General features: G+C 42.8%; 21 protein-coding genes. 17 read left to right on the top strand and 4 right to left on the bottom strand.

Translation table 11 applies throughout. The annotated features are described in order from the left end of the window. Positions 1-9: 9 nt before the first annotated feature. The 5 genes from NRF22_RS08440 (at position 10) to NRF22_RS08460 (ending at position 4,794) form a co-directional block, all read left to right on the top strand. Positions 10-900, top strand: coding sequence for a cation diffusion facilitator family transporter (locus tag NRF22_RS08440; protein WP_007745147.1), 891 nt, complete (start codon positions 10-12; stop codon positions 898-900). Positions 901-1,189: 289 nt separating this feature from the next. Then, positions 1,190-2,788 (top strand): Nramp family divalent metal transporter, encoded by a 1,599-nt coding sequence (locus NRF22_RS08445; protein ID WP_028291858.1) that lies wholly within the window; start codon positions 1,190-1,192, stop codon positions 2,786-2,788. A 105-nt stretch (positions 2,789-2,893) separates the two neighbouring features. Continuing rightward, positions 2,894-3,340, top strand: a complete 447-nt coding sequence (locus tag NRF22_RS08450) for a universal stress protein (RefSeq protein WP_007745149.1) — start codon at positions 2,894-2,896, stop codon at positions 3,338-3,340. Between the two features lie 72 nt (positions 3,341-3,412). Then, positions 3,413-4,093, top strand: a complete 681-nt coding sequence (locus NRF22_RS08455; protein ID WP_007745151.1) for a VIT family protein — start codon at positions 3,413-3,415, stop codon at positions 4,091-4,093. Then, positions 4,093-4,794, top strand: a complete 702-nt coding sequence (locus NRF22_RS08460; RefSeq protein ID WP_412178730.1) for a VIT family protein — start codon at positions 4,093-4,095, stop codon at positions 4,792-4,794. The genes NRF22_RS08455 and NRF22_RS08460 overlap by 1 nt, the downstream gene beginning before the upstream one ends. 61 nt (positions 4,795-4,855) lie before the next feature. Here the strand turns inward: NRF22_RS08460 and NRF22_RS08465 are convergent, their stop codons facing one another. The 3 genes from NRF22_RS08465 to NRF22_RS08475 form a co-directional block, all read right to left on the bottom strand. Further along, positions 4,856-6,529: an FAD-dependent oxidoreductase gene (locus tag NRF22_RS08465; protein ID WP_263780078.1), complete on the bottom strand. Its 1,674-nt coding sequence runs from the start codon at positions 6,527-6,529 to the stop codon at positions 4,856-4,858. Positions 6,530-6,544: 15 nt separating this feature from the next. Continuing rightward, the gene (ahpC, locus tag NRF22_RS08470; RefSeq protein ID WP_007745157.1) at positions 6,545-7,108 is read right to left on the bottom strand and encodes an alkyl hydroperoxide reductase subunit C; all 564 of its coding nucleotides are present in this window, start codon (positions 7,106-7,108) and stop codon (positions 6,545-6,547) included. 196 nt (positions 7,109-7,304) lie between these two features. After that, positions 7,305-8,597, bottom strand: coding sequence for an HD domain-containing protein (locus NRF22_RS08475; protein ID WP_007745159.1), 1,293 nt, complete (start codon positions 8,595-8,597; stop codon positions 7,305-7,307). A 47-nt stretch (positions 8,598-8,644) separates the two neighbouring features. Here NRF22_RS08475 and NRF22_RS08480 point away from each other — a divergent pair, with 47 nt between their 5' ends. The 12 genes from NRF22_RS08480 to gtfA all read left to right on the top strand — a co-directional run bounded on the left by NRF22_RS08480 (position 8,645) and on the right by gtfA (position 22,317). After that, complete coding sequence (locus tag NRF22_RS08480; RefSeq protein ID WP_007745160.1) at positions 8,645-9,082, top strand: DUF1934 domain-containing protein; 438 nt, start codon at positions 8,645-8,647, stop codon at positions 9,080-9,082. Between the two features lie 26 nt (positions 9,083-9,108). After that, the gene (gene rpoE / locus NRF22_RS08485; RefSeq protein ID WP_007745162.1) at positions 9,109-9,687 is read left to right on the top strand and encodes a DNA-directed RNA polymerase subunit delta; all 579 of its coding nucleotides are present in this window, start codon (positions 9,109-9,111) and stop codon (positions 9,685-9,687) included. Positions 9,688-9,816: 129 nt separating this feature from the next. Then, positions 9,817-11,445 carry a CTP synthase gene (locus NRF22_RS08490; RefSeq protein ID WP_263780079.1) on the top strand — a complete coding sequence of 543 codons (1,629 nt, stop codon included), beginning with the start codon at positions 9,817-9,819 and terminating at the stop codon, positions 11,443-11,445. A gap of 39 nt (positions 11,446-11,484) precedes the next feature. Continuing rightward, entirely contained in the window at positions 11,485-12,771 is a 1,287-nt protein-coding gene (locus NRF22_RS08495) for a UDP-N-acetylglucosamine 1-carboxyvinyltransferase (RefSeq protein WP_007745166.1), read from the top strand. Positions 12,772-12,867: 96 nt separating this feature from the next. Further along, complete coding sequence (locus NRF22_RS08500; protein ID WP_007745168.1) at positions 12,868-13,110, top strand: type B 50S ribosomal protein L31; 243 nt, start codon at positions 12,868-12,870, stop codon at positions 13,108-13,110. A gap of 57 nt (positions 13,111-13,167) precedes the next feature. Continuing rightward, a complete protein-coding gene (locus tag NRF22_RS08505; RefSeq protein ID WP_263780080.1) occupies positions 13,168-14,598 on the top strand; it encodes a C69 family dipeptidase in 1,431 nt (476 codons plus the stop codon). Positions 14,599-14,684: 86 nt separating this feature from the next. Next, positions 14,685-15,647, top strand: coding sequence for an aldo/keto reductase (locus tag NRF22_RS08510; RefSeq protein ID WP_007745171.1), 963 nt, complete (start codon positions 14,685-14,687; stop codon positions 15,645-15,647). A gap of 177 nt (positions 15,648-15,824) precedes the next feature. After that, positions 15,825-18,020 carry an alpha-galactosidase gene (locus NRF22_RS08515; protein WP_263780081.1) on the top strand — a complete coding sequence of 732 codons (2,196 nt, stop codon included), beginning with the start codon at positions 15,825-15,827 and terminating at the stop codon, positions 18,018-18,020. After that, on the top strand, positions 18,017-19,414 hold the full coding sequence (locus NRF22_RS08520) for a glycoside-pentoside-hexuronide (GPH):cation symporter (RefSeq protein WP_263780082.1): 1,398 nt from the start codon (positions 18,017-18,019) through the stop codon (positions 19,412-19,414). Before NRF22_RS08515 ends, NRF22_RS08520 begins: the two co-directional genes overlap by 4 nt. After that, on the top strand, positions 19,414-19,665 hold the full coding sequence (locus tag NRF22_RS08525; RefSeq protein WP_263780083.1) for a hypothetical protein: 252 nt from the start codon (positions 19,414-19,416) through the stop codon (positions 19,663-19,665). The genes NRF22_RS08520 and NRF22_RS08525 overlap by 1 nt, the downstream gene beginning before the upstream one ends. 54 nt (positions 19,666-19,719) lie before the next feature. Beyond that, positions 19,720-20,772, top strand: coding sequence for a LacI family DNA-binding transcriptional regulator (locus tag NRF22_RS08530; RefSeq protein ID WP_263780084.1), 1,053 nt, complete (start codon positions 19,720-19,722; stop codon positions 20,770-20,772). 75 nt (positions 20,773-20,847) lie between these two features. Continuing rightward, positions 20,848-22,317: a sucrose phosphorylase gene (gene gtfA / locus NRF22_RS08535; protein ID WP_263780085.1), complete on the top strand. Its 1,470-nt coding sequence runs from the start codon at positions 20,848-20,850 to the stop codon at positions 22,315-22,317. Between the two features lie 31 nt (positions 22,318-22,348). Here the strand turns inward: gtfA and NRF22_RS08540 are convergent, their stop codons facing one another. After that, a complete protein-coding gene (locus NRF22_RS08540; RefSeq protein WP_263780086.1) occupies positions 22,349-23,017 on the bottom strand; it encodes an HD domain-containing protein in 669 nt (222 codons plus the stop codon). Between the last annotated feature and the right edge of the window lie 78 nt (positions 23,018-23,095).

A 23,095-nucleotide genomic window follows, 5' to 3' on the forward strand; every position in this document is an offset into this window, starting at 1 on the left:
GATGAATTTATGAATAATCATCAAACTTTTAACTATTCGTCTTCCGATCACAAATACTGGTTAGGTATTTCGATCAATTTAATTTTTATTATTTTTGAAATCCTGTGCGGTGCTTTCGCTAATTCTCTGGCACTGGTTACTGATGCCATTCATAATTTAGGTGATGTTCTCGGACTGGTAATTGCCTTAGTAGCAGTCGTTTTATTAAAACGCAAGCCGACCAAACGGCACACATATGGTTTTTACAACACGACTATCCTAGCAGCCTTCATCAATTCATTAATTTTGGTGGCAAGCCTCTCGATTGTTATTTGGGAGGCCCTTCTGCGTTTTATTCATCCAGAAAATCATATTGACGGTATGCTGGTTGCTATTGTTGCTTTAATTGGTGTGTTCGTAAATGGCTTTACAGCTTATATTTTTGAAGCTGGTGCGTCTAAAGACCTCAATGAAAAAGCTAATTACTGGCATTTTTTGGCTGACGCTCTGATTAGTTTGTGTGTTGTTGTTTCTGGCCTGCTAATTGTGTGGACCGGCTGGCGTGTAATTGATCCAATTGTGTCAATTGTGGCTGCTATTTTTGTGCTGCGTGAATCCTGGAGAATTTTCCACGATTCTTTTGATTTGATTACTAATGGCGTGCCCGAAGGAATTGAAGAGGAGGAAGTCGAAAAATATTTGCTGAGTTTTCCAAATATTGAAAAAATAAATGATATGCATATTTGGGCGCTATCGACAACCGAAATCGCTTTATCAGCACATTTGCAATGTGAGGATCCGCAGCAGTATGTCGAGATTTTAGATGCAGCCACAGATGGCCTACGAAAAAAATTTGCCATTGATCACGTTACGCTGCAATTAGAGACTAAGCAGAAAACACATATAGAATCGGATATTTAGTTTTGGAATTTGCGCAAATTGATGGGAAAGCCTGGTTTAATTGCCTTTTTCACTCGATTTTTCTTTGATAACGTCATGAGAAGCGAATTTTAGTGTATAGTGTTAGTCGAGTTAGTTCTTATTTATCAGCTATCCACATACCAGTGGATTGACAGATATGATAAACAAGTAATAACTCACAGTAAGCTGAAAATCAGGCATTTCGACTAAAAGTATATTTTTATAGCTCTTTTTGTTTTCGCCTTTTTTAAGTGTCTCTTTTTCAGAAAATAGAGAGGTGGTATTGATTGTGAGTGATAATGCTAAAAGCAGGACTCATAGGGATCATGGGTTGATTCACTATGCCAACGGGCCTTCGTTGGAAGAAATTAATGGAACTGTTACAGTCCCAAAAGGAAAGGGTTTTTGGCGGACGCTATTTGCTTATTCAGGACCAGGCGCATTAGTTGCGGTTGGCTATATGGATCCCGGTAACTGGTCGACTTCGATTACTGGCGGACAAAATTTTCAGTATTTACTGATGTCAACGATTCTATTATCCAGCTTGATTGCGATGCTGCTGCAGTATATGGCTGCTAAGCTAGGTATTGTCTCTCAGATGGATTTGGCCCAAGCTATCCGTGCTCGGACCAGTAAATCCCTCGGAGTTGTTTTATGGATTATGACTGAACTTGCGATTATGGCGACCGATATCGCGGAGGTTATCGGCGCTGCGATCGCGTTGTATCTCCTGTTTCATATTCCGTTAGTCATTGCCGTCTTTATAACGGTTTTCGATGTGCTGCTGCTATTGCTGCTAACGAAAATCGGATTTAGAAAAATTGAAGCAATTGTGGTGGCTTTGATTTTAGTTATCCTATTTGTATTTGTTTATCAAGTTGCTTTGTCAGATCCTAATTGGGCAAACGTTATTGGCGGACTAGTACCTAGCGCGAAAGCGTTTGCCAGCACACCACATATTGGTGGCCAAACACCATTAACTGGTTCTTTGGGAATTATCGGTGCGACAGTTATGCCGCATAATCTGTATCTGCATTCAGCTATTTCGCAGACCAGAAAGATTGATCATAATGATGAAGAAGATGTTGCAAGAACGGTTCGTTTTTCCAGTTGGGATTCTAATATTCAATTAACAGCTGCTTTCTTTGTTAATGCACTGTTGCTAATCATGGGTGTCGCAGTCTTTAAGTCTGGTGCTGTTAAGGATCCTTCTTTCTTTGGTTTATTCCAGGCTTTATCTGATACTTCGACTCTGAGTAACGGTATTTTAATTAGTGTTGCAAAGACTGGTATTTTATCAACTTTGTTCGCTGTGGCTTTGCTTGCTTCTGGTCAAAATTCTACTATTACCGGTACGTTGACCGGTCAGGTTATCATGGAAGGCTTCGTCCATATGAAGATGCCTCTATGGCTGCGTCGTTTGGTAACACGTTTAATTTCTGTTATTCCTGTTCTAATCTGTGTATCAATGACCAGTGGTGAAAGTGCCATTGCCGAACATGAGGCTTTGAACACGTTAATGAATAACTCACAAGTTTTCTTGGCCTTTGCGTTGCCATTCTCAATGCTGCCTTTGTTAATGTTTACGGATAGCAATATTGAAATGGGTACGCGTTTTAGGAACGCAGCGTGGGTCAAAGTTCTTGGTTGGATTTCTGTTGTAAGTTTGACTTTCTTGAACCTGCTGAATTTGCCTGGCAATGATGGCCAGATTGCTGCTTTCTTTGGTGATAATGCCTCTAAAAGTGAATTAACATTAGCAAATATCATCGCTTGGGTGCTGATTGTTGCTATCTTAGCTTTGCTGGCATGGACTATTTATGAAATCATGAAGGGCAACAGGCGCTATCGTCTTGAACATCCTGCAGCAGAAGTTAGCGCTGAATAATAAATTAATCTCTTCAAGCGAAAATTAGATTATTATTTCCGTGATGATACACGGATATAATATGACCTAGGAGTAGGAAATTGTCTCAGAAAGGATGATGTAAAAATGTCTGAAAAACCAGTGGACAAGGTTTTTAACCGGATTCTGGTTGGTGTTGATGACTCAGCGGACGCTCAATTAGCTTTCCAGTATGCTGTACGAAGAGCTGCTAAGGACGGCGCTGTCTTGATCATTACATCGATTTTGGAAAACGATGAAATGAATGTGTACCAAGCTTTAACAAAGGATTATGTGCATGGCGAGCGTGATGAATTGGAAGAGCATCTTAAACAATATCGCGATATTGCTGTGGCAGGCGGCGTTAAAAAAGTGGAAATGATCGTTGATGAAGGCGATGCAGGTGAAACTATTGTCAAGAACGTGATTCCAGCTGCCAATGCTGATCTGCTTGTTATCGGCTCTTTGTCAAAGAGGGGAATCAGCAAGTATTTTGGTTCTCAAGCTGCCTATATGGCTAAGTACTCACCGATTTCTGTGCTCATTATTCGATAAAAAACAAAAAATTTGAAAGCGCGAAAATGGATCTTTGAATCCGTTTTTTTATAAACTAGATGGGACTTTAACATGAACTTAGCTGAAAAAATTAATGTTATTCGTGCGAGTGTCATGGGTGCTAATGATGGCATTATCTCAGTAGCAGGTATTGTGCTCGGTGTTTTCGCTGCGACCAGCGAACGTACCAACAGCAATTGGGCAATTTTAATCGCCGGTTTTGCCGGTACACTTGCCGGTATGATTTCAATGGCTGCCGGGGAATATGTATCTGTGCATGGACAGCGTGATGCTGAAAATGCGGCTATTCAATTTGAGAGCGTTTTAAATAAAGAAAATATGGGTCAGCAGATCATGGCTGTCGAACAAGATTTAGAGACTCAGCAAATTTCCCACGGTTTGGCTCACCAAGCTGCCTTGGAGATGATGCAAAATAAACCAATCGAAACGGCGGTTCGCGTTAAACACGGTTTTAGCATGGACAATCAGATTAGCCCTTATTATGCCGCTGCTGCCTCTTTTATTAGTTTTCCCTTGGGTGCTTGTTTGCCCATGGCGGCGATTCTGCTGGTTCCTAAAGTCATGAAGATTGCATCCACGTATACGGGTGTTTTAATTGCCCTTGTTTTGACCGGTTTTTTTGCAGCTAAAATCGGTAATGCCAACGTCAAAAATGGTATTACTCGCAATGTTGTGGCTGGCCTCTTCACGATGACGGCAACGTATTTGATTGGAGGGCTATTCGGTAGATAATGTTCAACCTTGCAATTAAAAATAAAAACAAAAATCAACAAAGTCTCGAACAGAAAATGAATTCTGTCCGTGCTGGCGTTCTAGGATCCAACGATGGTATTTTGACGGTTGTTGGCGTCTTGTTTTCGACGGCTGCAGCTACAACTGATAATTTTATTATCTTGATAGCGGGATTTGCCGATCTGCTTGCCTGTGCGTTTTCAATGGCTGCCGGCGAATATGCCTCTGTGTCTGCACAAAGAGAAACAGAAAGGGCTGTTGTTGGCAGCGAGCAGAAGCGGATCAATACAGATAAGAATTATTCGCGCCGTATTATCATAGCTGGCTATGTTAAAAGAGGTGTTAGCCAAATAACGGCCGAAAAGATCGCCAATGAGCTGATTGCCAAACACGAAATTGTCTCGGTTGTCTATGAGAAATATACGCTTAAAATTGGTGAGTATGTTAATCCATGGGATGCAGCCATTAGTTCTTTGTTCAGTGCAGGCTTAGGCGGTATCTTTCCACTAGCGGCGATGTTCTTTTTGCCAGCCGGCGCGAAATTTGTTGGTACAATTTTGGCAACTACTTTAGCTGTCGCCATCACGGGTAGTTTGTCAGCTATTCTAGGAAAATCGGATTTGAGAGCAGCTGTGGTCCGAAACGTGGTTATCGGATTAATTACAGTTGCCATCCATTATTACGTTGGTAAATTGTTTTGATGATAGTATTAAAAAAACAGTTCTCTATTGGGAACTGTTTTTTATTCATTCAATATATGCTCTATGCTTGTTGTTGACATAAATCAATAATTTGATTCAAGGTCTGGCTGCCAAAAGTAACATCGCCTTCATTAATCATAAAAGCGGGCACACTCATGATTTTTTTGGATTTTCTAAAATCAGGAAAGAGCTGCAAATCAATCATTTCAGCCGTTATTTTGGGATTAAGAGCAGCGATTCTTTGACTGGCCGCCACGACATCGGGACAAAAATGACAAGTCAGAGACACACCTATTTGCAGATGCATAGCCGGTAACGCTTTAATTTGGTCAACTAGTTTTGTGTCAATACTTTGACCTGGTCCTGCCAAATTATAGATCGCTAGGACAATTGAATTCAATTCATGTCCAGTTGGAATCCCGCTAAAACGAATGCCACTGTCCTGTTTTTTGTTGTCCAATAAAATTAAAGCCGGTAAACGTTTATCAGCAGTAGCAGTGCTTGTCTCCTGTTGGACTGACAGGTGTGCTGGATCTAATGCACTTAATTCTTTTGTGAAACTCAGTAATTGCCTGCTCTTAGCTGAATCGTCTGTCAGTACCAACAGAGTTACTTCTTGATTTAGGCGCGCAAACAGCGCTTTCAATTGTGCTTTGATTTCATCAGGGAACCAAGTCCCTGCATGAGCCGGTGCAAGCGGTGCTTTTTCTTCTTCAGAATCTAGGGTAGCTTGTTGTGTGATCGAACTGACGGGCCTCTGCTTTTTAGCCGCTTTGATTGGAATCCCCAGCTGTCTTTTTTGTTCAATGACATAATTTTCAGCCGATGTGGCAGCTAAAGCACCATCGGCAGCCGCGGTAACAATCTGGCGAAGCGGCTTTGCCAAGAGGTCGCCAGCTGCAAAAACGCCTGGTAAATTAGTCTGCAGGCGCGCATTTGTCAATACATAACCGTCGGCATCGGTTTCTAAAACATCTTTGATCTGCTCGCTATTGGCTTTTGTACCGACAAAAACGAACACACCAAAAGTCTCATCACCATCAGTCAAGTGATAAGTGGTGCTTTGACCAGTTTTTCGATTGAACAATTCCGCTTCTTTTAAGAAGGTATCCCCGGATACTTTCCTTAAGACTGTATTGTATTGAATGTCAATTTTTGGATTGCCAATGGCACGCTGGGCCGTCAGGCTAGCACAGGTAAACTGCGACCCACGCACTAATATTGTGACATGGCGGCCGAAACGACTGAGATAGTCAGCTTCTTCGGCCGCTGAATAGCCGCCGCCGACAACAAAGATTTGCAAACCGCTGAATAATTCACCATCACAAGTTGAACAGTAAGCAACACCGTGGCCTCGGTACTTATCTTCGCCCTCAAAACCGGCTTTTTTGGGATTGGCACCAGTTGCAAAAATAACGCTGCGGGCAAAATAATCTTGTTGACCGTGCAAAACCTTGATCTCTTGATTCAAGTCCATGCTTTGGATATCATCTTTGACGATTGGAACGCGAAATTCATCGATCTGTTTTTGCATTAAACTGATTAATTTACTACCGTCAATGTCGGCCACAGCTGGATAATTCCAAACAGTTGAGGTAGTGGTGACTTGTCCGCCAACCTGGTCCTTTTCGATGACCATCGTATCCAGGGCGGCTCTGCCGGCATAAATGCCAGCCGTTAAACCCGCTGGGCCGGCACCAATAATGATCGTATCGTAAATATGCTTTGGATTCATTACTGTTTGTCCTGTTTAAATCTTGCCAACCAAATCAAGGCTTGGTGTGATTGAATCTTCGCCAGGATGCCAGTTTGCCGGGCAGACTTTATCACCGTGTTCAGCAACGAACTGCGCAGCTTCTAGTGTCCTGAGAATTTCCGCTGCATTGCGGCCGATGCCCATGTCGTTGATTGTGTAAGACCTGATCTTGCCTGCAGGGTCAATAATGAAAACGCCGCGAAAAGCTTGGCCAGCATCTTCATCTAAGACTTCAAAGAAACGCGCTAATTTGCCAGCGGGATCAGCCAGCATCGGATACTGGACTTTTCCGATCGTATCGGTTGCCTCTGCCCAGGCTTTGTGGACAAATTCACTGTCTTCAGATACGGAATAGATTTCTGCGTTGGCTTTTTTAAAGGCTTCATAATGATCTTGCAGATCTCCTAATTCTGTCGGGCAGACGAAAGAAAAATCAGCTGGGTAAAAGAAGAAGATGGACCATTTGCCAAGAATGTTTTTCTTCGTTACCTCTTTAACCTTGCCTTGCTGATAGGCGTTGACCTTAAAATCGGCTATTTCATTATTAATAAAATTCATGTTCGGATCTCCTCTTAATGAAGTCCACAAAAACCGGCAGAAAAAATCGGTCGGGTTTTAAACAGACATCATAACTCAAATTAACTATTCCTTATTTATCAAAATCTGTCACTCCACTTGTGTGAATAGCTGATAAACAAGATCTAGCTAAATCGACTATACACTAAAAAACATCACTCGGAGATGCTTTTGTCATTTAATAAGTTTTCTTGTATTTAAGATATAAATCATTCACTTCTTTGTCGGCCAGCAGTTCTCTAGGGAAGAAGAAACGACGGTCAATCGATTCTTTGCCATTGATTGCTGCAACGAGCGGGCTTAGCTGAGACAGCTCGGCTTGTTCGCCATTAGGGTATACGAATTTAATACCTTCTTCACCTGTCTTTGGCGAGTAGCTTTCATAAGGAAGGTCAGTTGCATCGTTTTCGCCGGTATAATATTTTGGATCAAAACCTAGGGCCACAATTTTCTGTTTGATGTCGGCCAGCAGCGGTTTGGTTTGGGCGTTTAATACCATTGATTTAAGCGGCTTGCGGTCCAAGAATCTTTTAGCTAAGTCGGCCAGCACAGGATCGTCTGCATTCTGCCAAATATTGAAGGCTGTATTGAAAACAGAGTCATCCAACGCAATATAATCCTGGACATCGATCTTGTTTTTTAAGGAAAATATCGGCTTTAATAATTGGAAGAAAATCGGATTATCGGGATTCTGGTCAAATAGTTCCTGTGCCCGCATCAGCAGATTTTCCAAAACGACTTCCATGCCGCGGGACACCGGATGGAAATAAACCTGCAGATACATTTGATAACGTGAAATGACATAGTCCTCAATTGAGTGAACGCCGGCAATGTCAAAGGCAAAGCCATCTTTGACAGGTCGGATCAAGCGCAGGATTCGTTCGATATCATAACGGCCATATTCAGCACCTGTGTAGTAAGCATCTCTCAGCAGGTAGTCCATCCGGTCAGCATCTAATTGCGAACTGATTAGCTGGACGACGCGTTTATCAGGATAGGTTTTACCAATTACTGCAGCAACTTTTGCCGGAAAATCCTTGGACACACGCCGCAAAATGGCGTTCACTTCAGTAGAGGGATCAGTAATAATTTTTTGAGTAAATTGCTCGTGTACCGTATTAAATAGGTGCTCAAATGTATGCGAGTATGCACCGTGGCCGACATCGTGCAGTAAGGCGGCTGCCTGTACTAGCAAATCATTTTGATGTTCCCACTTTTTTTCATTAAATAATTGTTTATTGTGATCCAGCGCGTCAATCATTCTGCGAGATATTTCATAAACACCCAAAGAATGCTGGAAACGGGATTGTTCACCGCCATGAAAAACCAAATTGGCGACACCTAGGTGTTTGATGCGGCGAAGACGCTGCATTTCGTGTGAATTAATTAAATCGAGGATCACGGAATTATCAACGTGAATGAAACCAAGAATTGGGTCACGAAAGACTTTTTCAGATTTTAAACTAGTCATTAATTAAATTTTAGACTAATTGGTCAATAACTGTATAATTTTTAGTAATGACAAAAGAATTTAAAACTCCGATTAATATAGAAATAACCTCAGATGTTGACCGGGCTGGTGATAAAGAAAACGTTCATCAGCAAGCCCAGGGTTCATTATTATTTAATGAAGACCATTCCTATACGATCCTTTATGATATGGCAGGAGACCTAGTTAGATTGGAGATCGCTCCGGAAAAAACACGTACGGTCTATTTTGGCCATAATGGTAAAACGGTGATGGTTTACGACGAAATGATGGATCAGGCCAAATCTACCTATATGAGTGATTATGGCGCGATGGATATGCTGGTCAAAACAGCAAGTGTGGATTTCGATCAGGTCGATGGGCAAGGTATGCTTCATATTAAGTATGAACTGTTCCAAAATGAGGCTTCTTTAGGAAAATTTGATTTAACCTTGCAATTTGTACCAACGGTTAGTACGATAGATTAGCAGAATAGACAGGAAAAGGAATCTAAATGGCAGTAAAAGACTATACAAATACACAAATCGCTGAGTTAAGCAACATTGAATTGGTTCGTGAACTGTTAAATGAAACACGCAAGCAGACCAAGTTTGTTGATATCCTAGCCGAATTGGAAAAGGTCCGCGGCAGCAAGTTAGATGATGAGACGATTGTTCAAATTTATACAGACTTGAACGCCGATGGCTCCTTTATCAGCATGGGTGACAATGAGTGGGCTTTGCGTTCTTGGTTTGCTATTGACTCAATCAATGAATCGATCCATGAAGATTTGGATGAAGAAGACGAAAAGCCAAAGAAGAAGCGTGGCAAGAAGGCTGTTAGCGAAGACGATGTCGTTGATATTGACGATGATGAAGACGATGATGTTATCGATACCGAAGATGAAGACGATAGTACTGACGATACCGAAGATGATAGCAGCGATGACAGCAAGGACGCTGATGATGACGATTCAGATAGTTCTGACAGTGATGATGGCGAATTACCGTTAAATACAGATGATAAGCCCTTAGACGTGATTAAAGATAATAATGATCTTGATGATTTAAGCGATGGTGATCAGGAAGTTTAATCATTTTTGAAAGCTTTTAAGATTGAGCAAAGTGCTTGACGATTTGCCCGCATATCTGTAATGTAAATAAGGGCGCTCTAATAAATGAGCCAAGCTCCTAACCTAATAAGCTAGGAGCTTTTTTATTTTATGGCAGAAGCAAAGCAAACAAAATATATTTTCGTAACCGGCGGTGTTGTATCGTCACTGGGGAAGGGGATTGTTGCAGCGAGCCTCGGCCGTTTGTTAAAATCTCGCGGGTTGACTGTAACTGTACAAAAGTTCGATCCATATTTGAATCCGGATCCTGGAACGATGTCTCCATACCAGCACGGTGAGACTTTTGTGACTCAGGATGGTGTTGAGACCGATCTGGATTTAGGCCACTATGAGCGATTCATGGATATTAATACGAATAAATATTCGAATGTGACTTCCGGAAAAATTTATCAAGAAGTGATTGAGCGCGAGCGGACTGGTGATTATATGGGTCGGACTGTACAGGTCATCCCCCATGTCACAGATGCAATTAAAGACAAGATTTTTCGCGGTGCCAAAGAATCCAACGCTGATGTTATTATTACGGAAATCGGCGGCACAATCGGTGACATCGAATCAATGGCTTTTATTGAAGCCATTCGTCAGATGAAAAAGGAAGTGGGTTCCGTTAACACCTTTTATATCCATGTTTCTCTGGTGCCTTTTTTGCGTGCTGCTGGTGAATTGAAAACTAAGCCGACGCAACATTCGGTTCATGAATTGCGTGGTATGGGTATTCAGCCGGATATGATCGTTGTCAGATCGGAAATGGCCATTACGGATGCGATGAAGGAGAAATTATCCGAATTCACGGATGTGCCGACAGAGGCCATTATTCAGTCGATTGATTCAGATGTTTTATATTCCGTGCCTTTAAATTTGGCAGCTCAGCATATGGATCAGGTCGTGCTGAATAAACTGCAGCTTGGTCATCAGCCGCAAGCCGATTTGACTCAATGGTCGGCGTTGGTGGACCGCATTCGTCATCTATCTAAAGAAATTAAGATTGCCTTAGTCGGTAAATATACGGATTTGCCGGATGCCTATATTTCTGTGCATGAAGCGTTGAAACACGCGGGTTATGCTGTTGATGCCAAAATAAAATTGATCAGTATTAATTCAGAAACTGTCAATGATAGTAATGCCGCTGAACAGTTGAAAGAAATTGATGGCTTGATTGTGCCTGGTGGTTTTGGCCATCGCGGCACCGAGGGCATGATTTCGGCAATCAAATATGTCCGGGAACACAACATCCCTTTCCTCGGCGTTTGTCTTGGCATGCAGATGGCATCAGTGGAATTTGCGCGTGATGCAGTCGGTCTAAAGGGCGCTAATTCAACTGAGATGGATCCAGAGACAGCTTACCCGGTTGTCGGTTTGATGGATTCCCAGAAAAAAATTACAAAAATTGGCGGTACGATGCGCCTTGGATCGTATACTGCTGTCTTGAAATCAGGAAGCAGAACAGCTGCCGCCTACGGCAATGTATTTGAAATTTCCGAACGTCATCGTCATCGTTACGAATTCAACAATCATTACCGTCAACAATTCGAAGCGGCCGGCATGGTCTTTTCCGGAACCTCGCCTGATAATTCACTCGTGGAAATCATTGAGTATCCTAAAAACGATTTCTTTATAGCAGCGCAGTATCATCCGGAATTTCTCAGCCGTCCAGAACGGCCTGAGGGTCTATATGCTGCCTTTATTCGTGCGGCCTTATCTTATGAGCATTGTCAGTGAGCCTGAAATCTATTAAAAATTAAGCTAAAATTAAAGTTAATGACCAAAATCTTAATTAATGGCGGAAAGCGCCTACATGGGGAAGTCACAATCGGAGGCGCAAAAAACTCGACTGTGGCGCTGATTCCGGCTTCGATTCTTGCTGAGACACCAGTTCGTTTTGATACTGTCCCGGCTATTTTGGATGTCAAAAATCTTCAATTAATTTTGAAATCCATGAATGTTTCGTCGACTTTTCATGACGGCTTTTTAGAAGTTGATCCGACGCATATTGTCGAAGGGCCGCTTCCTAAAAATGCGATCAAATCTTTGAGAGCCTCCTATTATTTTATGGGTGCGCTGCTGGGCCGTTTTGGCAAAGCTACAGTGACTTTTCCAGGTGGGGATAATATCGGCCCGCGGCCGATTGATCAGCACATTAAGGGTTTTAAAGCTTTGGGTGCGCTCGTTCGTGAAGATAATGACACGATTTATATTACGACCGGCCCGCAGGGCCTTCATGGTGCAGAGATATTTTTTGATAAAGTCTCAGTCGGTGCAACGATGAATTTAATTATGGCATCGGTTCGCGCTAAGGGCCTTACAATTTTGGAGAACGTGGCTCGCGAACCCGAAATTACGGATTTGGCTACTTTTTTGAACAATATGGGTGCTAATATTCGTGGTGCTGGTACTGATACCATTCGTATTTCGGGCGTTCCTGTTCTACGTTCTTCGGCTGTACATACAATTATTCCCGATCGTATTGAAGCCGGGACCTATATTACGGCCGCAGCTGCTATGGGTGATGGCGTTACCGTGAAAAATGTGATCCCAGAGCATTTAGAGTCTTTTACCTCTAAGCTAATTGAAATGGGGGTGCGTTTGAGAATTTCGGAAGATGAGATTTACGTACCGGCAACCGGCCATTTAAAACCGGTAATCATCACGACGGCGCCCTTTCCTGGTTTTGCGACTGACCTTCAGCAGCCAATCAGTCCGTTATTGATGAAGGCTGATGGCCGCTCGACAATTATTGATACGATTTATCCGCAGCGAATCCGTCATGTAGTTGAATTACGACGCATGGGCGGGGATATTTCCTCTCTGGAAGGCGGTGTGATTCAGATCAATGAATCGCCTCGCCTAATTGGGACAGATGTGCAAGCCGCTGAGATCAGAGCTGGTGCAGCTTTAGTGATTGCTGGGCTGATGGCTGATGGCCAGACAGTCATTGACCATGCTGACCATATCCTACGCGGTTACGAACAGATCCAGCAGAAGTTGACCAATTTAGGTGCATCTGTTGAAGTTTTGGATGTGGATTTGCCTAGTTTGATGCCCTAAGGGTCTTCTGGCTTGAAATACGTGAGTTGAGCTGTTATTATATTAGGGTTATGACTGACTCTTTAGCTTGAGCTAAAGGGCACTAAGGAGAAAAATATGAAAGCAGATATTCATCCAGATTACCGTCCAGTCGTTTTTGTCGATTCGACGACTGGTGCTAAGTTCTTGGCAGGTTCGACCGCTAAAGCTCAGGGCGAAGTTGATTACGAAGGCCAGACCTATCCAATGGTTCGTGTTGAAGTATCATCTGATTCGCATCCTTTCTATACTGGGAAGCAAAAAGTTAACCAAGCTGATGGCGCGGTTGACAAGTTCAATAAAAAATACGGACTCAAGTAAAAAGTCTCAGCCGCTTGGCGGCTTTTTTTGTATGCTAAATAATAAGGAGAATTTAACATGAAAGATCAATTTTTAGGAACTTCCTGTACGACGATTTTGGTCGGCAAAAAGGCCAGTTATGATGGGTCAACAATCGTTGCGAGAACAGAAGATTCTGGTAATGGCAGCTTTGAGGCTAAAAAATTTATTGTCGTTAAGCCTGAAGACCAAGTTAAACATTATGTTTCCAAGATCTCTAAAGTGGCGATTGATTTGCCTGACAAAGCATTGCGCTATACAGCAACTCCCAATGCTGTCCAAGATGAAGGCATTTGGGGCGAGGCCGGCATTAATTCTGAAAATGTTGCGATGAGTGCAACAGAGACGATTACAACTAACGAACGTGTACTGGGTGCTGATCCAATGGTGGCCGGCGGTATTGGCGAAGAAGACCTGTTGACAATTGTGCTGCCTTATATTCATTCTGCTAAAGAAGGCGTTCAGCGTTTAGGTGCGCTCTTAGAGAAATATGGTACTTATGAACGCAACGGCATCGCTTTTTCTGATGTTAATGATATTTGGTTTTTGGAGACGATTGGCGGCCATCACTGGCTGGCACAGCGTGTTCCCGACGATCATTATGTGACGGTTCCTAACCAGTTAGGTATTCAGGACGTGGATTTTGATGATCCTGATAATTTTATGTATTCAGATGATCTGCCAAAATTTATTGAAGACAACCATTTGAATTTGTCTTTGGATGGTAAAGTTAACAGCCGTCTGACTTTTGGTTCGCATGCTGATATTGATCACCATTACAACACGCCGCGTGCCTGGTTTATCCAGAAGTTTTTGACACCAAATATTGATCAGGAGCCCATGAGCGACAATATTCCCTTTGCTCAAAAGCCTTTTCGCAAGATTACGATTGAAGATGTGAAATACGTGTTGTCAAGTCATTATCAAGACACACCTTATGATCCTTATGGTACAACGGGAACTGAAGCCCAAAAGCATCTTTTCCGTCCAATCGGGATTAACCGCACCAGCGAATTGTCCGTTTTGCAGATCCGTCCGGATCAGCCTGAAGGCAATCGGGCTGTTCAGTGGCTGGCTTATGGATCAATGGCTTTTAACACTTTAATTCCTTTCTATACGAACGTCGAAGATACGCCGGATTATGTAAAAAATACGACTGCACGTGTGAGTTCTGAGAATTTTTACTGGGCCAACCGGATTATCGCAGCTTTGGCTGATCCGCATTACCATGATGTCGTTGCTGATTTGGAGCGTTACCAGGAACTGACATTAAGTTTGGGGCACGAGAATCTTCTGGATGCCGACAAAGCAGCTGTTAATAAGACTGGCCAGGCCTTGACTGATGCTCTAGCGGCAGCAAACAACGAGACCAGCGATGCGGTGAAAAAAGAGACTGAAGATCTCTTGGATAAAGTGTTGTTCACTGTTTCGAATCTGATGACAAATAAATTTGCCCGCAGTGACAATTAAACTGCCGCATTTTATAGAATTCTTATTTCAGAGTAAAATTAAGTCGGAGCAATTTGCTTCGATTTTTTTGCCTAGGAGGTATTTTAATGAAACAAATAGAACTAGGACAATCCGCTTTAAAGGCCAGCCAGATCGCTTTAGGTGTAATGCGCATCAATGAGCGTGATGCCAAACAAGCCGTGGAAACAGTTTCGGCTGCGCTTGATGCAGGCATCAACTATTTTGACACAGCCGATATTTACGGTAATGGCCGATCCTCAACAATTTTTGGTCAGGCACTCAAAGACGCTGGTGTTGACCGTGATAAGATCTTTATTCAGACCAAAGCCGGCATTATCTTAAAAGATGGTCAGATTAATGGTGATGGTTTTAAAGGCCTGCGTTATGACTTTTCTCGTGATCATTTGATCTCTGCTGTCGATATCGAATTGCAGCGCCTTCAGACGGATCATGTCGATTTTCTGCTGCTGCACCGTCCAGATACATTAATGGAACCTAGTGAAATTGCTGAAGCCTTCAGTCAATTGGAAGCTTCTGGCAAAGTGCTGCATTTTGGTGTTTCCAACTTCACGCCTTACGATGTTGATCTGCTCCAGCAGGCATTGAGTCAACGCTTGGAGGTTAATCAATTGCAATTCGGCCTTGGCCATGCTGATATGATTGCTGAAAACATCCAGATGAATATCAATGGCAAAGCAGAATTTGATACGCACGTGCGCACTTTTGATGTGCTGACTTATTCTCGACTGCACAAGATGACAATTCAGGCATGGTCGCCATTCCAGTATGGGATGTTTGCCGGTGTCTTTATTGATAATCCAAAATTCCAGCCCTTAAACGATGAACTTCAGACTTTGGCCGATAAATACGGTGTGACAAAAAATGGTATCGCAACTGCTTGGATTTTGAAGCACCCAGCCAGGATTCAAGCAATCCTCGGCAGTATGTCGCCTAATCACATTAAAGAGATGGCTGATGTTGACAAAGTGCATCTCACAAATCAGGAATGGTACGACTTGTATCAAACTGCTGGTTATCCGCTTCCATAATTTAAAAAAATATTTGAAAACTTCCTAGTTTCTGATTGGGAAGTTTTTTTATTAGTCTATTTTAGTTGGTATTATTACATAAAGATTACAAATGTCATACAAATGTAAATCTAAGCGCTTTACTAAACATTTAGTAAACAAATATTATGTAATTGCAGTTTTTAAAGGAGACACAGCATGATCACATTTGATGAGAGTACACAAGTTTTTCATTTACATAACCAGCAGATTTCCTATTTAATGTCGGTGGAAGAGGGCAATCTGTTAGCTCACCTTTACTTTGGGAAAGCCGTCAGCCATTACGCTGGCGAGCGTGCTTATCCTCGCCGCGACCGAGGTTTTTCGGGCAACCTGCCCGATTCTTCAGAGCGGGATTATTCTAAAGATACACTATTACAGGAATGGTCCGGCAACAATACGGGCGATTATCGCGTGCCGGCCGTGATTATCCGTGATGAAAACGGGGCACGCCAGACAGATTTCCGTTACCAATCCTATCGAATCGTCGCTGGAAAACCCGACCTGGAAAATTTGCCGCACAGTTATGTGGTTGACGATTCTGAGGCGCAGACCCTCATTATCACTTTGACTGATACAGCTTTGAATTGTGATCTGGCCTTAAGCTATACAATTTTTGATAATCGGGCCGTGATTGCGCGGAATGCCAAATTAATTAATCACGGCAGCCATATTCTACATATCGAAAAAATTGCCAGCATGCAGATTGATTTTCCCAAACAAGATTTTCAAGTGATTTCTCTGCCGGGTGCTCATGCGCGCGAACGACAAGTTGAGCGACAAGAAGTGGCCCATGGCGTCACGCAGTTTGAAAGCCGCCGCGGTACTTCCAGCCATCATATGAATCCTTTTATTGCTTTGGTTCATCCGGACACGACTGAATTTGCCGGAGAAGCATTTGGCGTACAGCTTGTCTACTCCGGCAATCACCAAGAGACGCTGGAGCGCGATTACATCGATCAGACGCGTGTGCTGGCTGGCATTAACGAGTACGATTTTGATTGGAAATTGTCGCCAAAAGATGTTTTTCAGACACCCGAGGCTTTACTGGTCTATTCTGACCAAGGGCTTAATGGTATGTCAAACACCTATCATCATCTTTTGCGCGAACGGGTAGCTCGTGGCAAATATCAATATGCTAAACGCCCGATTGTGATTAACAACTGGGAAGCAACTTTCTTTGACTTTGATAGCAGCAAGATCCAGGAAATTTTGAATAACGCGGCTCCGTTGGGCATCGAAATGTTTGTCTTGGACGATGGCTGGTTTGGCCACCGTGATGATGATAATTCCAGTCTCGGTGATTGGTTTGAACATGCTCATAAATTGCAGGGCGGCTTAAAGGAAGTCAGCCGCCAGGTTCATGACAAGAACATGCGCTTTGGTTTATGGTTCGAGCCAGAAATGATCTCGACTGATTCGGATTTGTATCGTGCTCATCCAGACTACGCCTTGCAAGTGCTTGGACGCGGCAAGACTTTGTCGCGAAATCAGTTAGTTTTGGATTTTTCAAGAAAAGAAGTTGTTGACAACATTTTTCATCAAATGGTCAAAATTCTCGATAATGTCAAAGTTGACTACATCAAGTGGGATATGAACCGTCATCTGACCGAAGTGTATTCGGCGGCTTTGCCAGCTGATCAGCAAGGTGAAGTCAGTCACCGTTATACGCTGGGTGTTTATGATTTAGCTGAAAGATTAATTGAGAGATATCCAGATATTCTTTTTGAAGGCTGTTCTGGCGGTGGCGGCCGTTTTGATGCCGGGATGCTGTACTATTTCCCTCAATCTTGGGCCTCTGATAATACTGATGCTGTCGCAAGATTAAAAACACAGACCGGTACTTCTCTGGCTTATCCGATGTCGAGTATGACCGCACATGTGTCCGTGTCGCCTAATCAGCAGACTGGACGTGCCACGAGTTTTGAGATGCGCGGGGATGTTGCTATGTCAGGCGTCTTTGGTTATGAATTGGATTTAGCCAAACTCACTGATGCTGAAAAAGAGATCGTTAAAAAACAGGTTGCTTTTTATAAAGAGCACCGTCAATTAATTCAATATGGCGACTTTATCCGGATTAAGTCGGCTTTTAAAGGCAATGATTTTGCCTGGGAATTTGTTTCCAAAGATAAATCCGAAGCACTCCTATTCAGATTCAAACTGATGTCTCTGGCTCAACCGGAATTTACAGTCACGAAAATGGCTGGATTGGATCCGAAAATTGTCTACGAGGATGAAAAAGGCCATTCCTATGGCGGCGATGAGCTGATGTCGATTGGTTTTTACGATGTGCCGCTAGAAGCAGCTGATTGGACGAGCAAAGTGGATTACTTTGCAGCAAAGGAGCGAGCATGAAAAATTTTAAATCTTCTTTCGCATATGGATTAGGTGCTTTTGGCCATGACGCTTTTTACGGCATGCTAAACGGCTACCTGATCATGTTTGTCACCAGTGTCTTATTTGCCGGCGGGTCAAAAACCTATATGGCACAAATGATTGCGGCTGTGACGCTGATTATTACCGTGGTGCGTATTGTGGAACTGTTCATGGATCCTCTGCTCGGCGGTATGATCGATTCCATCCACACCAAACACAGTAAATATGCGCCCTGGATCGCTGGTATGGCGACAATTTCGGCTGTCCTGTCCTTATTGGTTTTTTCAAACTTGTTTGGTCTGTCAACATCGAACGGACCGTTTTATCTGACAATTTTTGCGGTTATCTTCACGGTATTTTACATTTCGTATTCGATCAAAGACATTGCCTTTTGGGGGATGCTGCCAGCATTAAGTACCAGTTCCGACGGTCGCGGCGTGATTGCGACTTTCGCTAGAATTGGCTCAACTGTTGGCGGCAACGCTGTTGCTTTAATTTATGTTTACGTGCTCACGCTATTCTCAGGGTCATCGACATTTAATCAGCGAGGCTGGACTGGCTTTATCCTCTTAATTGCCGCAGTGCAATTAATTGGCGCATATGCAGCGGCCCTAATGACAAAAGAAGATAAAAGTGTTGTGAACCATCCTGCTGAACATATGAAAATCTCTGCGGTGTTCAAAACTTTGGCAAAAAATGACCAGCTTTTGTGGATGGCACTTTCGTATTTGATCTTTGCCTTTGGCAACAATATTTTCAATAATTTAATGATTTACTTCTTCAGATACATCCTTAATGCACAGGACATGTGGAAATATGTTGGCCTGATTGGTATGGCCACAGGGTTTGTATCGATTGTGTCTTTCCCGTTAATTTCCAAGTTTTTAAAACGGCGTCAGATCATGATTACCGGTATTTTGGCGATTGCCTTATCTTTTATTGTCTTTCTCTTTGCAAGAAATTCACTTCTGGCGCTTGGCGCTTATGTGATTTTTGATTTAGCCAACCCTCTGGTCTTCATGACTGTCGTTCTGGTGATTTCCGATTCTGTTGAATATGGTCAGTTAAAGACTGGCAGCCGTTCAGAAGCAGCCACTTCCTCAATTCGTCCGATGGTTGATAAATTCGGCGGCGCTATTGGCGGTGTGGTAACTGGATTTGTTGCAACATCGTTAGGCATGACTGGTAATACAACAGCCAAAGACATCCCGGCTTCGGCTGATCTGACTTTTAGAGTGATTACCTTTGTTATTCCGGCTATCCTGGCAATTATTTTCTTGATTATTTACATGAGCAAGGTTAAATTAACCGAAGCCAAACACGATGAAATCGTCAAAGAATTGGCTGTCCAAGCTCAGCAAAGAGGCAAATAATGGATCGCGCGTTAGATAAAGATAATTTACAAATTAAGCCTGACTCTTTTGCTCAAGCAGCAGTGTCAGCTAATAAGCGTTTGAAAAAAGAAAACGATCTGCATTATTTAAAACGTCAATTAAAATTGTATGCTGCCGCTGTTTATATGGCAGAGGACTTTAATCGGGCTGAAAGTGCCAGCAATAAAAAATTAAAACATGATCAAGTTAACCGCTTGCAGGAAAAACTGATTGAACGACGACTGGATTGAAAATTCGGATTAGCAATACTTCTTTGATCGAGTAAAATTGGTGCAAGGAGATATATGGCCAGTATTCGTGATGTCGCTAAATTGGCCGGTTTTAGTCCGGCAACCGTTTCAAGAATTTTAAATCAAGATACAACATTATCTGTTAAACAATCGACCAAAGACAAAGTGCGTCTGTCGGCTAACCAACTGGGGTATATCGCTAAAGAAGCCGGCCGTTCTCAGACCTACGAACGTTCTAAGCTGACAATCGCTGTTTTGGATACTGTCTCAGAGGCACAAGAGCTGGATGACCCTTATTTTGCCGATATTCGCCGTGGCATTGAGGAGCAGGCACAGCATGATTTATTTAAACTATCCCGCGTGATTTATAGTGGCGAAATCACACAAGATCTGCCTTCTTTTAAAAGCTTTGGCGGAGTTCTTGTCATCGGTACCTTTTCTGCAGACCTGCTAAAAAGAATTCAAACAGAAAATATCAGCATGGTTGTTATTTCTGATGTTCCAACGGATCGCCAAATTGATACTATTCGACCGGATTTCGATATACAGACTGATGAGGTATTGGACCATCTGCATAAATTAGGGCATTCTAAAATTGCTTTCATTGGCGGCAGTGTCGATGCCGTGAATGCTGATGGCCAGGTACTGTACAAAAATGATGATCTGCGCCTGCTGGCGTATAAAAATTGGATGCAGCGTCATCATTTAGAGGATGATATGCAAATTTTGCTAACGGGCTGGAATACGATGAAAGCATATTTGGCAGTTAGTCAATTATTAAAAACATTCCCTTTGCCTGACCTGCCTACTGCTTTTGTAGCAGCTTCTGATCCAATTGCAGTCGGTACCTATCGGGCGATTTTAAATGCTGGCTATAAAATTCCGAAGGATTTTTCCGTGACTTCTTTTGATGATATTGAAGCCGCTCAATACCTAGTGCCTGCTTTATCAAGCGTGCATCCGGCGAGCAAAGAGATTGGGCGCGAGGCCGTGCGGCTGATTCGTCAGCGCATTTTTGAACAACGGACAGCCGCTTTGCAGGTGATTGTGCCATCGGAATTTATTGAACGCGAGTCGATTGACGGTGCGCGTCTGACAAATGTTTAATCGTTTAACAATTTTTCCTTTATAATAGTATGAGGGCCTGATTGCGGGTACTATATCTAAAGTGGAGGGCTGATAATGCCTGTGCAAAACAAAGCAATGCTGATAACTTATGCCGATTCGATGGGTCGGAATATTAAAGAACTGCAAGAGGTGCTGACAACTTATATCGGGGATGCCATCGGTGGTATCCATCTGCTGCCTTTCTGCCCTTCAACGGGTGACCGCGGCTTTGCGCCATCCGACTATACACGCGTTGATTCAGCCTTTGGCGACTGGCGAGATGTTCAGGCTTTGGGCAAAAAATACTATTTGATGTTTGATTTTATGATTAATCATATTTCGCGCGAATCGGTGATGTATCAGGATTTTAAAGCCAAAAAAGATGCTTCAGTGTATCGGGATTTCTTTATTCGCTGGGAAAAATTCTGGCCACAAGGACGCCCCACTCAAGCTGATATTGATTTAATTTATAAGCGTAAAGATCGGGCGCCGATTCAGGAAATCACTTTTGCAGACGGCAGCCAGGAACATCTTTGGAACACTTTTGGCGATGAGCAGATTGATATTAATGTTAATGCCGACAGCGCGAAAAAATTTATCAAAGAGACGTTGCTAGAGATGGTTCACCATGGCGCTGACTTGATTCGTTTGGATGCGTTTGCCTATGCAATCAAAAAAATCGATACGAATGATTTCTTTGTCGAACCGGAAATCTGGCAGCTGCTGGATTCAGTTCGCGACATTCTGACACCGTTGCAAGCTGAAATTCTGCCGGAAATTCATGAGCATTACACAATTCCGGCTAAGATTAACGCACACGGCTACTTTACGTATGACTTTGTTCTGCCTTTAGTCACACTTTATACGCTTTATTCCGGCAAGACAGCGCAATTGGCTAAATGGCTGAAGATGTCGCCCAAACGGCAATTTACGACTTTAGATACGCATGATGGTATCGGTGTCGTCGATGCTCGAGATATTTTGACTGATGACGAGATTACATATACTTCTAGCGAACTTTACAAAGTCGGAGCCAACGTGAAAAAGACATATTCATCCGCGGCTTACAATAATTTGGATATTTACCAGATTAATTCCACCTATTATTCATCCTTGGGCAATGATGACAAAGCTTATCTGTTGGCGAGGATTTTCCAGATTTTTGCCCCTGGTATCCCGCAGATTTATTATGTCGGCTTGCTGGCTGGTGCCAATGATTTGGATTTGTTAGAGAGGACTAAGGAAGGCCGCAACATTAACCGCCATTATTACAGTCAAGATGAAGTTGCCAAAGAGGTTCAGCGGCCGGTTGTTAAAAAACTGCTTGAGCTGCTCAGCTGGCGCAATCAATTCGCTGCTTTCGATTTAGACGGTGAGATCACAGTCCAGACCGAGGGCGAGCAGACAATTCGGGTCAAACGCACTTCTACTGACGGCCGAGATACGGCTATCTTGCAAGCTAATGCGGCTGACAAGACTTTCACGATTAAGGCTAATGACCAAATTATTTTTTCTGATGACGAAGCAGACAAAGTCCGATTGTAAAATAAAAAAACAACCATTACAGGTTGTTTTTTTATGCTTTCGATTCATATTCAGCGATATATTCATCGACAAATTCATGCATGAAATGGTCGCGCTTTTGGCCAATTTGTTTGGCAGCAGGGGTATTTAGCGAAGCCTGCAGCTTAAAAAGTTTTTCGTAGAAATGGTTAAGGGTTGTCTGCTTATCATTACGATATTCAGCTTTATTTTGTAAATCGCGCGGCAGAATGTTGGGGTCATAGTCGATCCGATTGTGTTTAAAACCGTATTTAAAAGCTCGAATCACTGCAACCGCGCCAATGGCATCCAAGCGATCGGCATCCTGAACAATCTGACCATTTAAATCAAGCGGTTTTGCTTGACCAAAAGTATTTGCCGACCAGGACATATTATCGATGATATAAAGAATCGGTTTCGGGTCAACTTGAATGCTGAGGAGAAAATCAGCTGTTCTTTGTTTGGCACTGGCTGGATCGGCAAACAATTTCTCATCGTAGGTATCGTGTAAAGTCGCGGCTGCCAAGACAACGAACTCATCAGCGCCTTTTTCTTGTTTCAAAATTTTGCGGGCCATTGCGACAACGCGATCAATATGGCTGCTGTCATGACCTGATTGATCATGATCTAGCAGTGTTTTCATGAAGTTATGAATTTTGTCTAGTTGATTTAGCTGCAGTGGATTCAGTACCATATTTTCCATTCTACACCGAAGCCTTGGGAGCCTGACTTGAAGAAAGTGCTGGACTAAGATAACATAAAATACATACCGACCGTTCGG

The organism is Oenococcus kitaharae, from assembly GCF_025758695.1.
GTDB classification, from domain to species: Bacteria; Bacillota; Bacilli; order Lactobacillales; family Lactobacillaceae; genus Oenococcus; species Oenococcus kitaharae_A.

Coding starts and splice junctions, on each gene's coding strand:
- rpoE (WP_007745162.1), top strand. CDS start 9,109: ATGGCAGTAAAAGACTATACAAATACACAAATCGCTGAGTTAAGCAAC.
- NRF22_RS08495 (WP_007745166.1), top strand. CDS start 11,485: ATGACCAAAATCTTAATTAATGGCGGAAAGCGCCTACATGGGGAAGTC.
- NRF22_RS08460 (WP_412178730.1), top strand. CDS start 4,093: ATGTTCAACCTTGCAATTAAAAATAAAAACAAAAATCAACAAAGTCTC.
- gtfA (WP_263780085.1), top strand. CDS start 20,848: ATGCCTGTGCAAAACAAAGCAATGCTGATAACTTATGCCGATTCGATG.
- NRF22_RS08530 (WP_263780084.1), top strand. CDS start 19,720: ATGGCCAGTATTCGTGATGTCGCTAAATTGGCCGGTTTTAGTCCGGCA.
- NRF22_RS08490 (WP_263780079.1), top strand. CDS start 9,817: ATGGCAGAAGCAAAGCAAACAAAATATATTTTCGTAACCGGCGGTGTT.
- NRF22_RS08450 (WP_007745149.1), top strand. CDS start 2,894: ATGTCTGAAAAACCAGTGGACAAGGTTTTTAACCGGATTCTGGTTGGT.
- NRF22_RS08525 (WP_263780083.1), top strand. CDS start 19,414: ATGGATCGCGCGTTAGATAAAGATAATTTACAAATTAAGCCTGACTCT.
- ahpC (WP_007745157.1), bottom strand. CDS start 7,108: ATGAATTTTATTAATAATGAAATAGCCGATTTTAAGGTCAACGCCTAT.
- NRF22_RS08520 (WP_263780082.1), top strand. CDS start 18,017: ATGAAAAATTTTAAATCTTCTTTCGCATATGGATTAGGTGCTTTTGGC.
- NRF22_RS08515 (WP_263780081.1), top strand. CDS start 15,825: ATGATCACATTTGATGAGAGTACACAAGTTTTTCATTTACATAACCAG.
- NRF22_RS08540 (WP_263780086.1), bottom strand. CDS start 23,017: ATGGAAAATATGGTACTGAATCCACTGCAGCTAAATCAACTAGACAAA.
- NRF22_RS08500 (WP_007745168.1), top strand. CDS start 12,868: ATGAAAGCAGATATTCATCCAGATTACCGTCCAGTCGTTTTTGTCGAT.
- NRF22_RS08455 (WP_007745151.1), top strand. CDS start 3,413: ATGAACTTAGCTGAAAAAATTAATGTTATTCGTGCGAGTGTCATGGGT.
- NRF22_RS08480 (WP_007745160.1), top strand. CDS start 8,645: ATGACAAAAGAATTTAAAACTCCGATTAATATAGAAATAACCTCAGAT.
- NRF22_RS08505 (WP_263780080.1), top strand. CDS start 13,168: ATGAAAGATCAATTTTTAGGAACTTCCTGTACGACGATTTTGGTCGGC.
- NRF22_RS08475 (WP_007745159.1), bottom strand. CDS start 8,597: ATGACTAGTTTAAAATCTGAAAAAGTCTTTCGTGACCCAATTCTTGGT.
- NRF22_RS08440 (WP_007745147.1), top strand. CDS start 10: ATGAATAATCATCAAACTTTTAACTATTCGTCTTCCGATCACAAATAC.
- NRF22_RS08510 (WP_007745171.1), top strand. CDS start 14,685: ATGAAACAAATAGAACTAGGACAATCCGCTTTAAAGGCCAGCCAGATC.
- NRF22_RS08465 (WP_263780078.1), bottom strand. CDS start 6,529: ATGAATCCAAAGCATATTTACGATACGATCATTATTGGTGCCGGCCCA.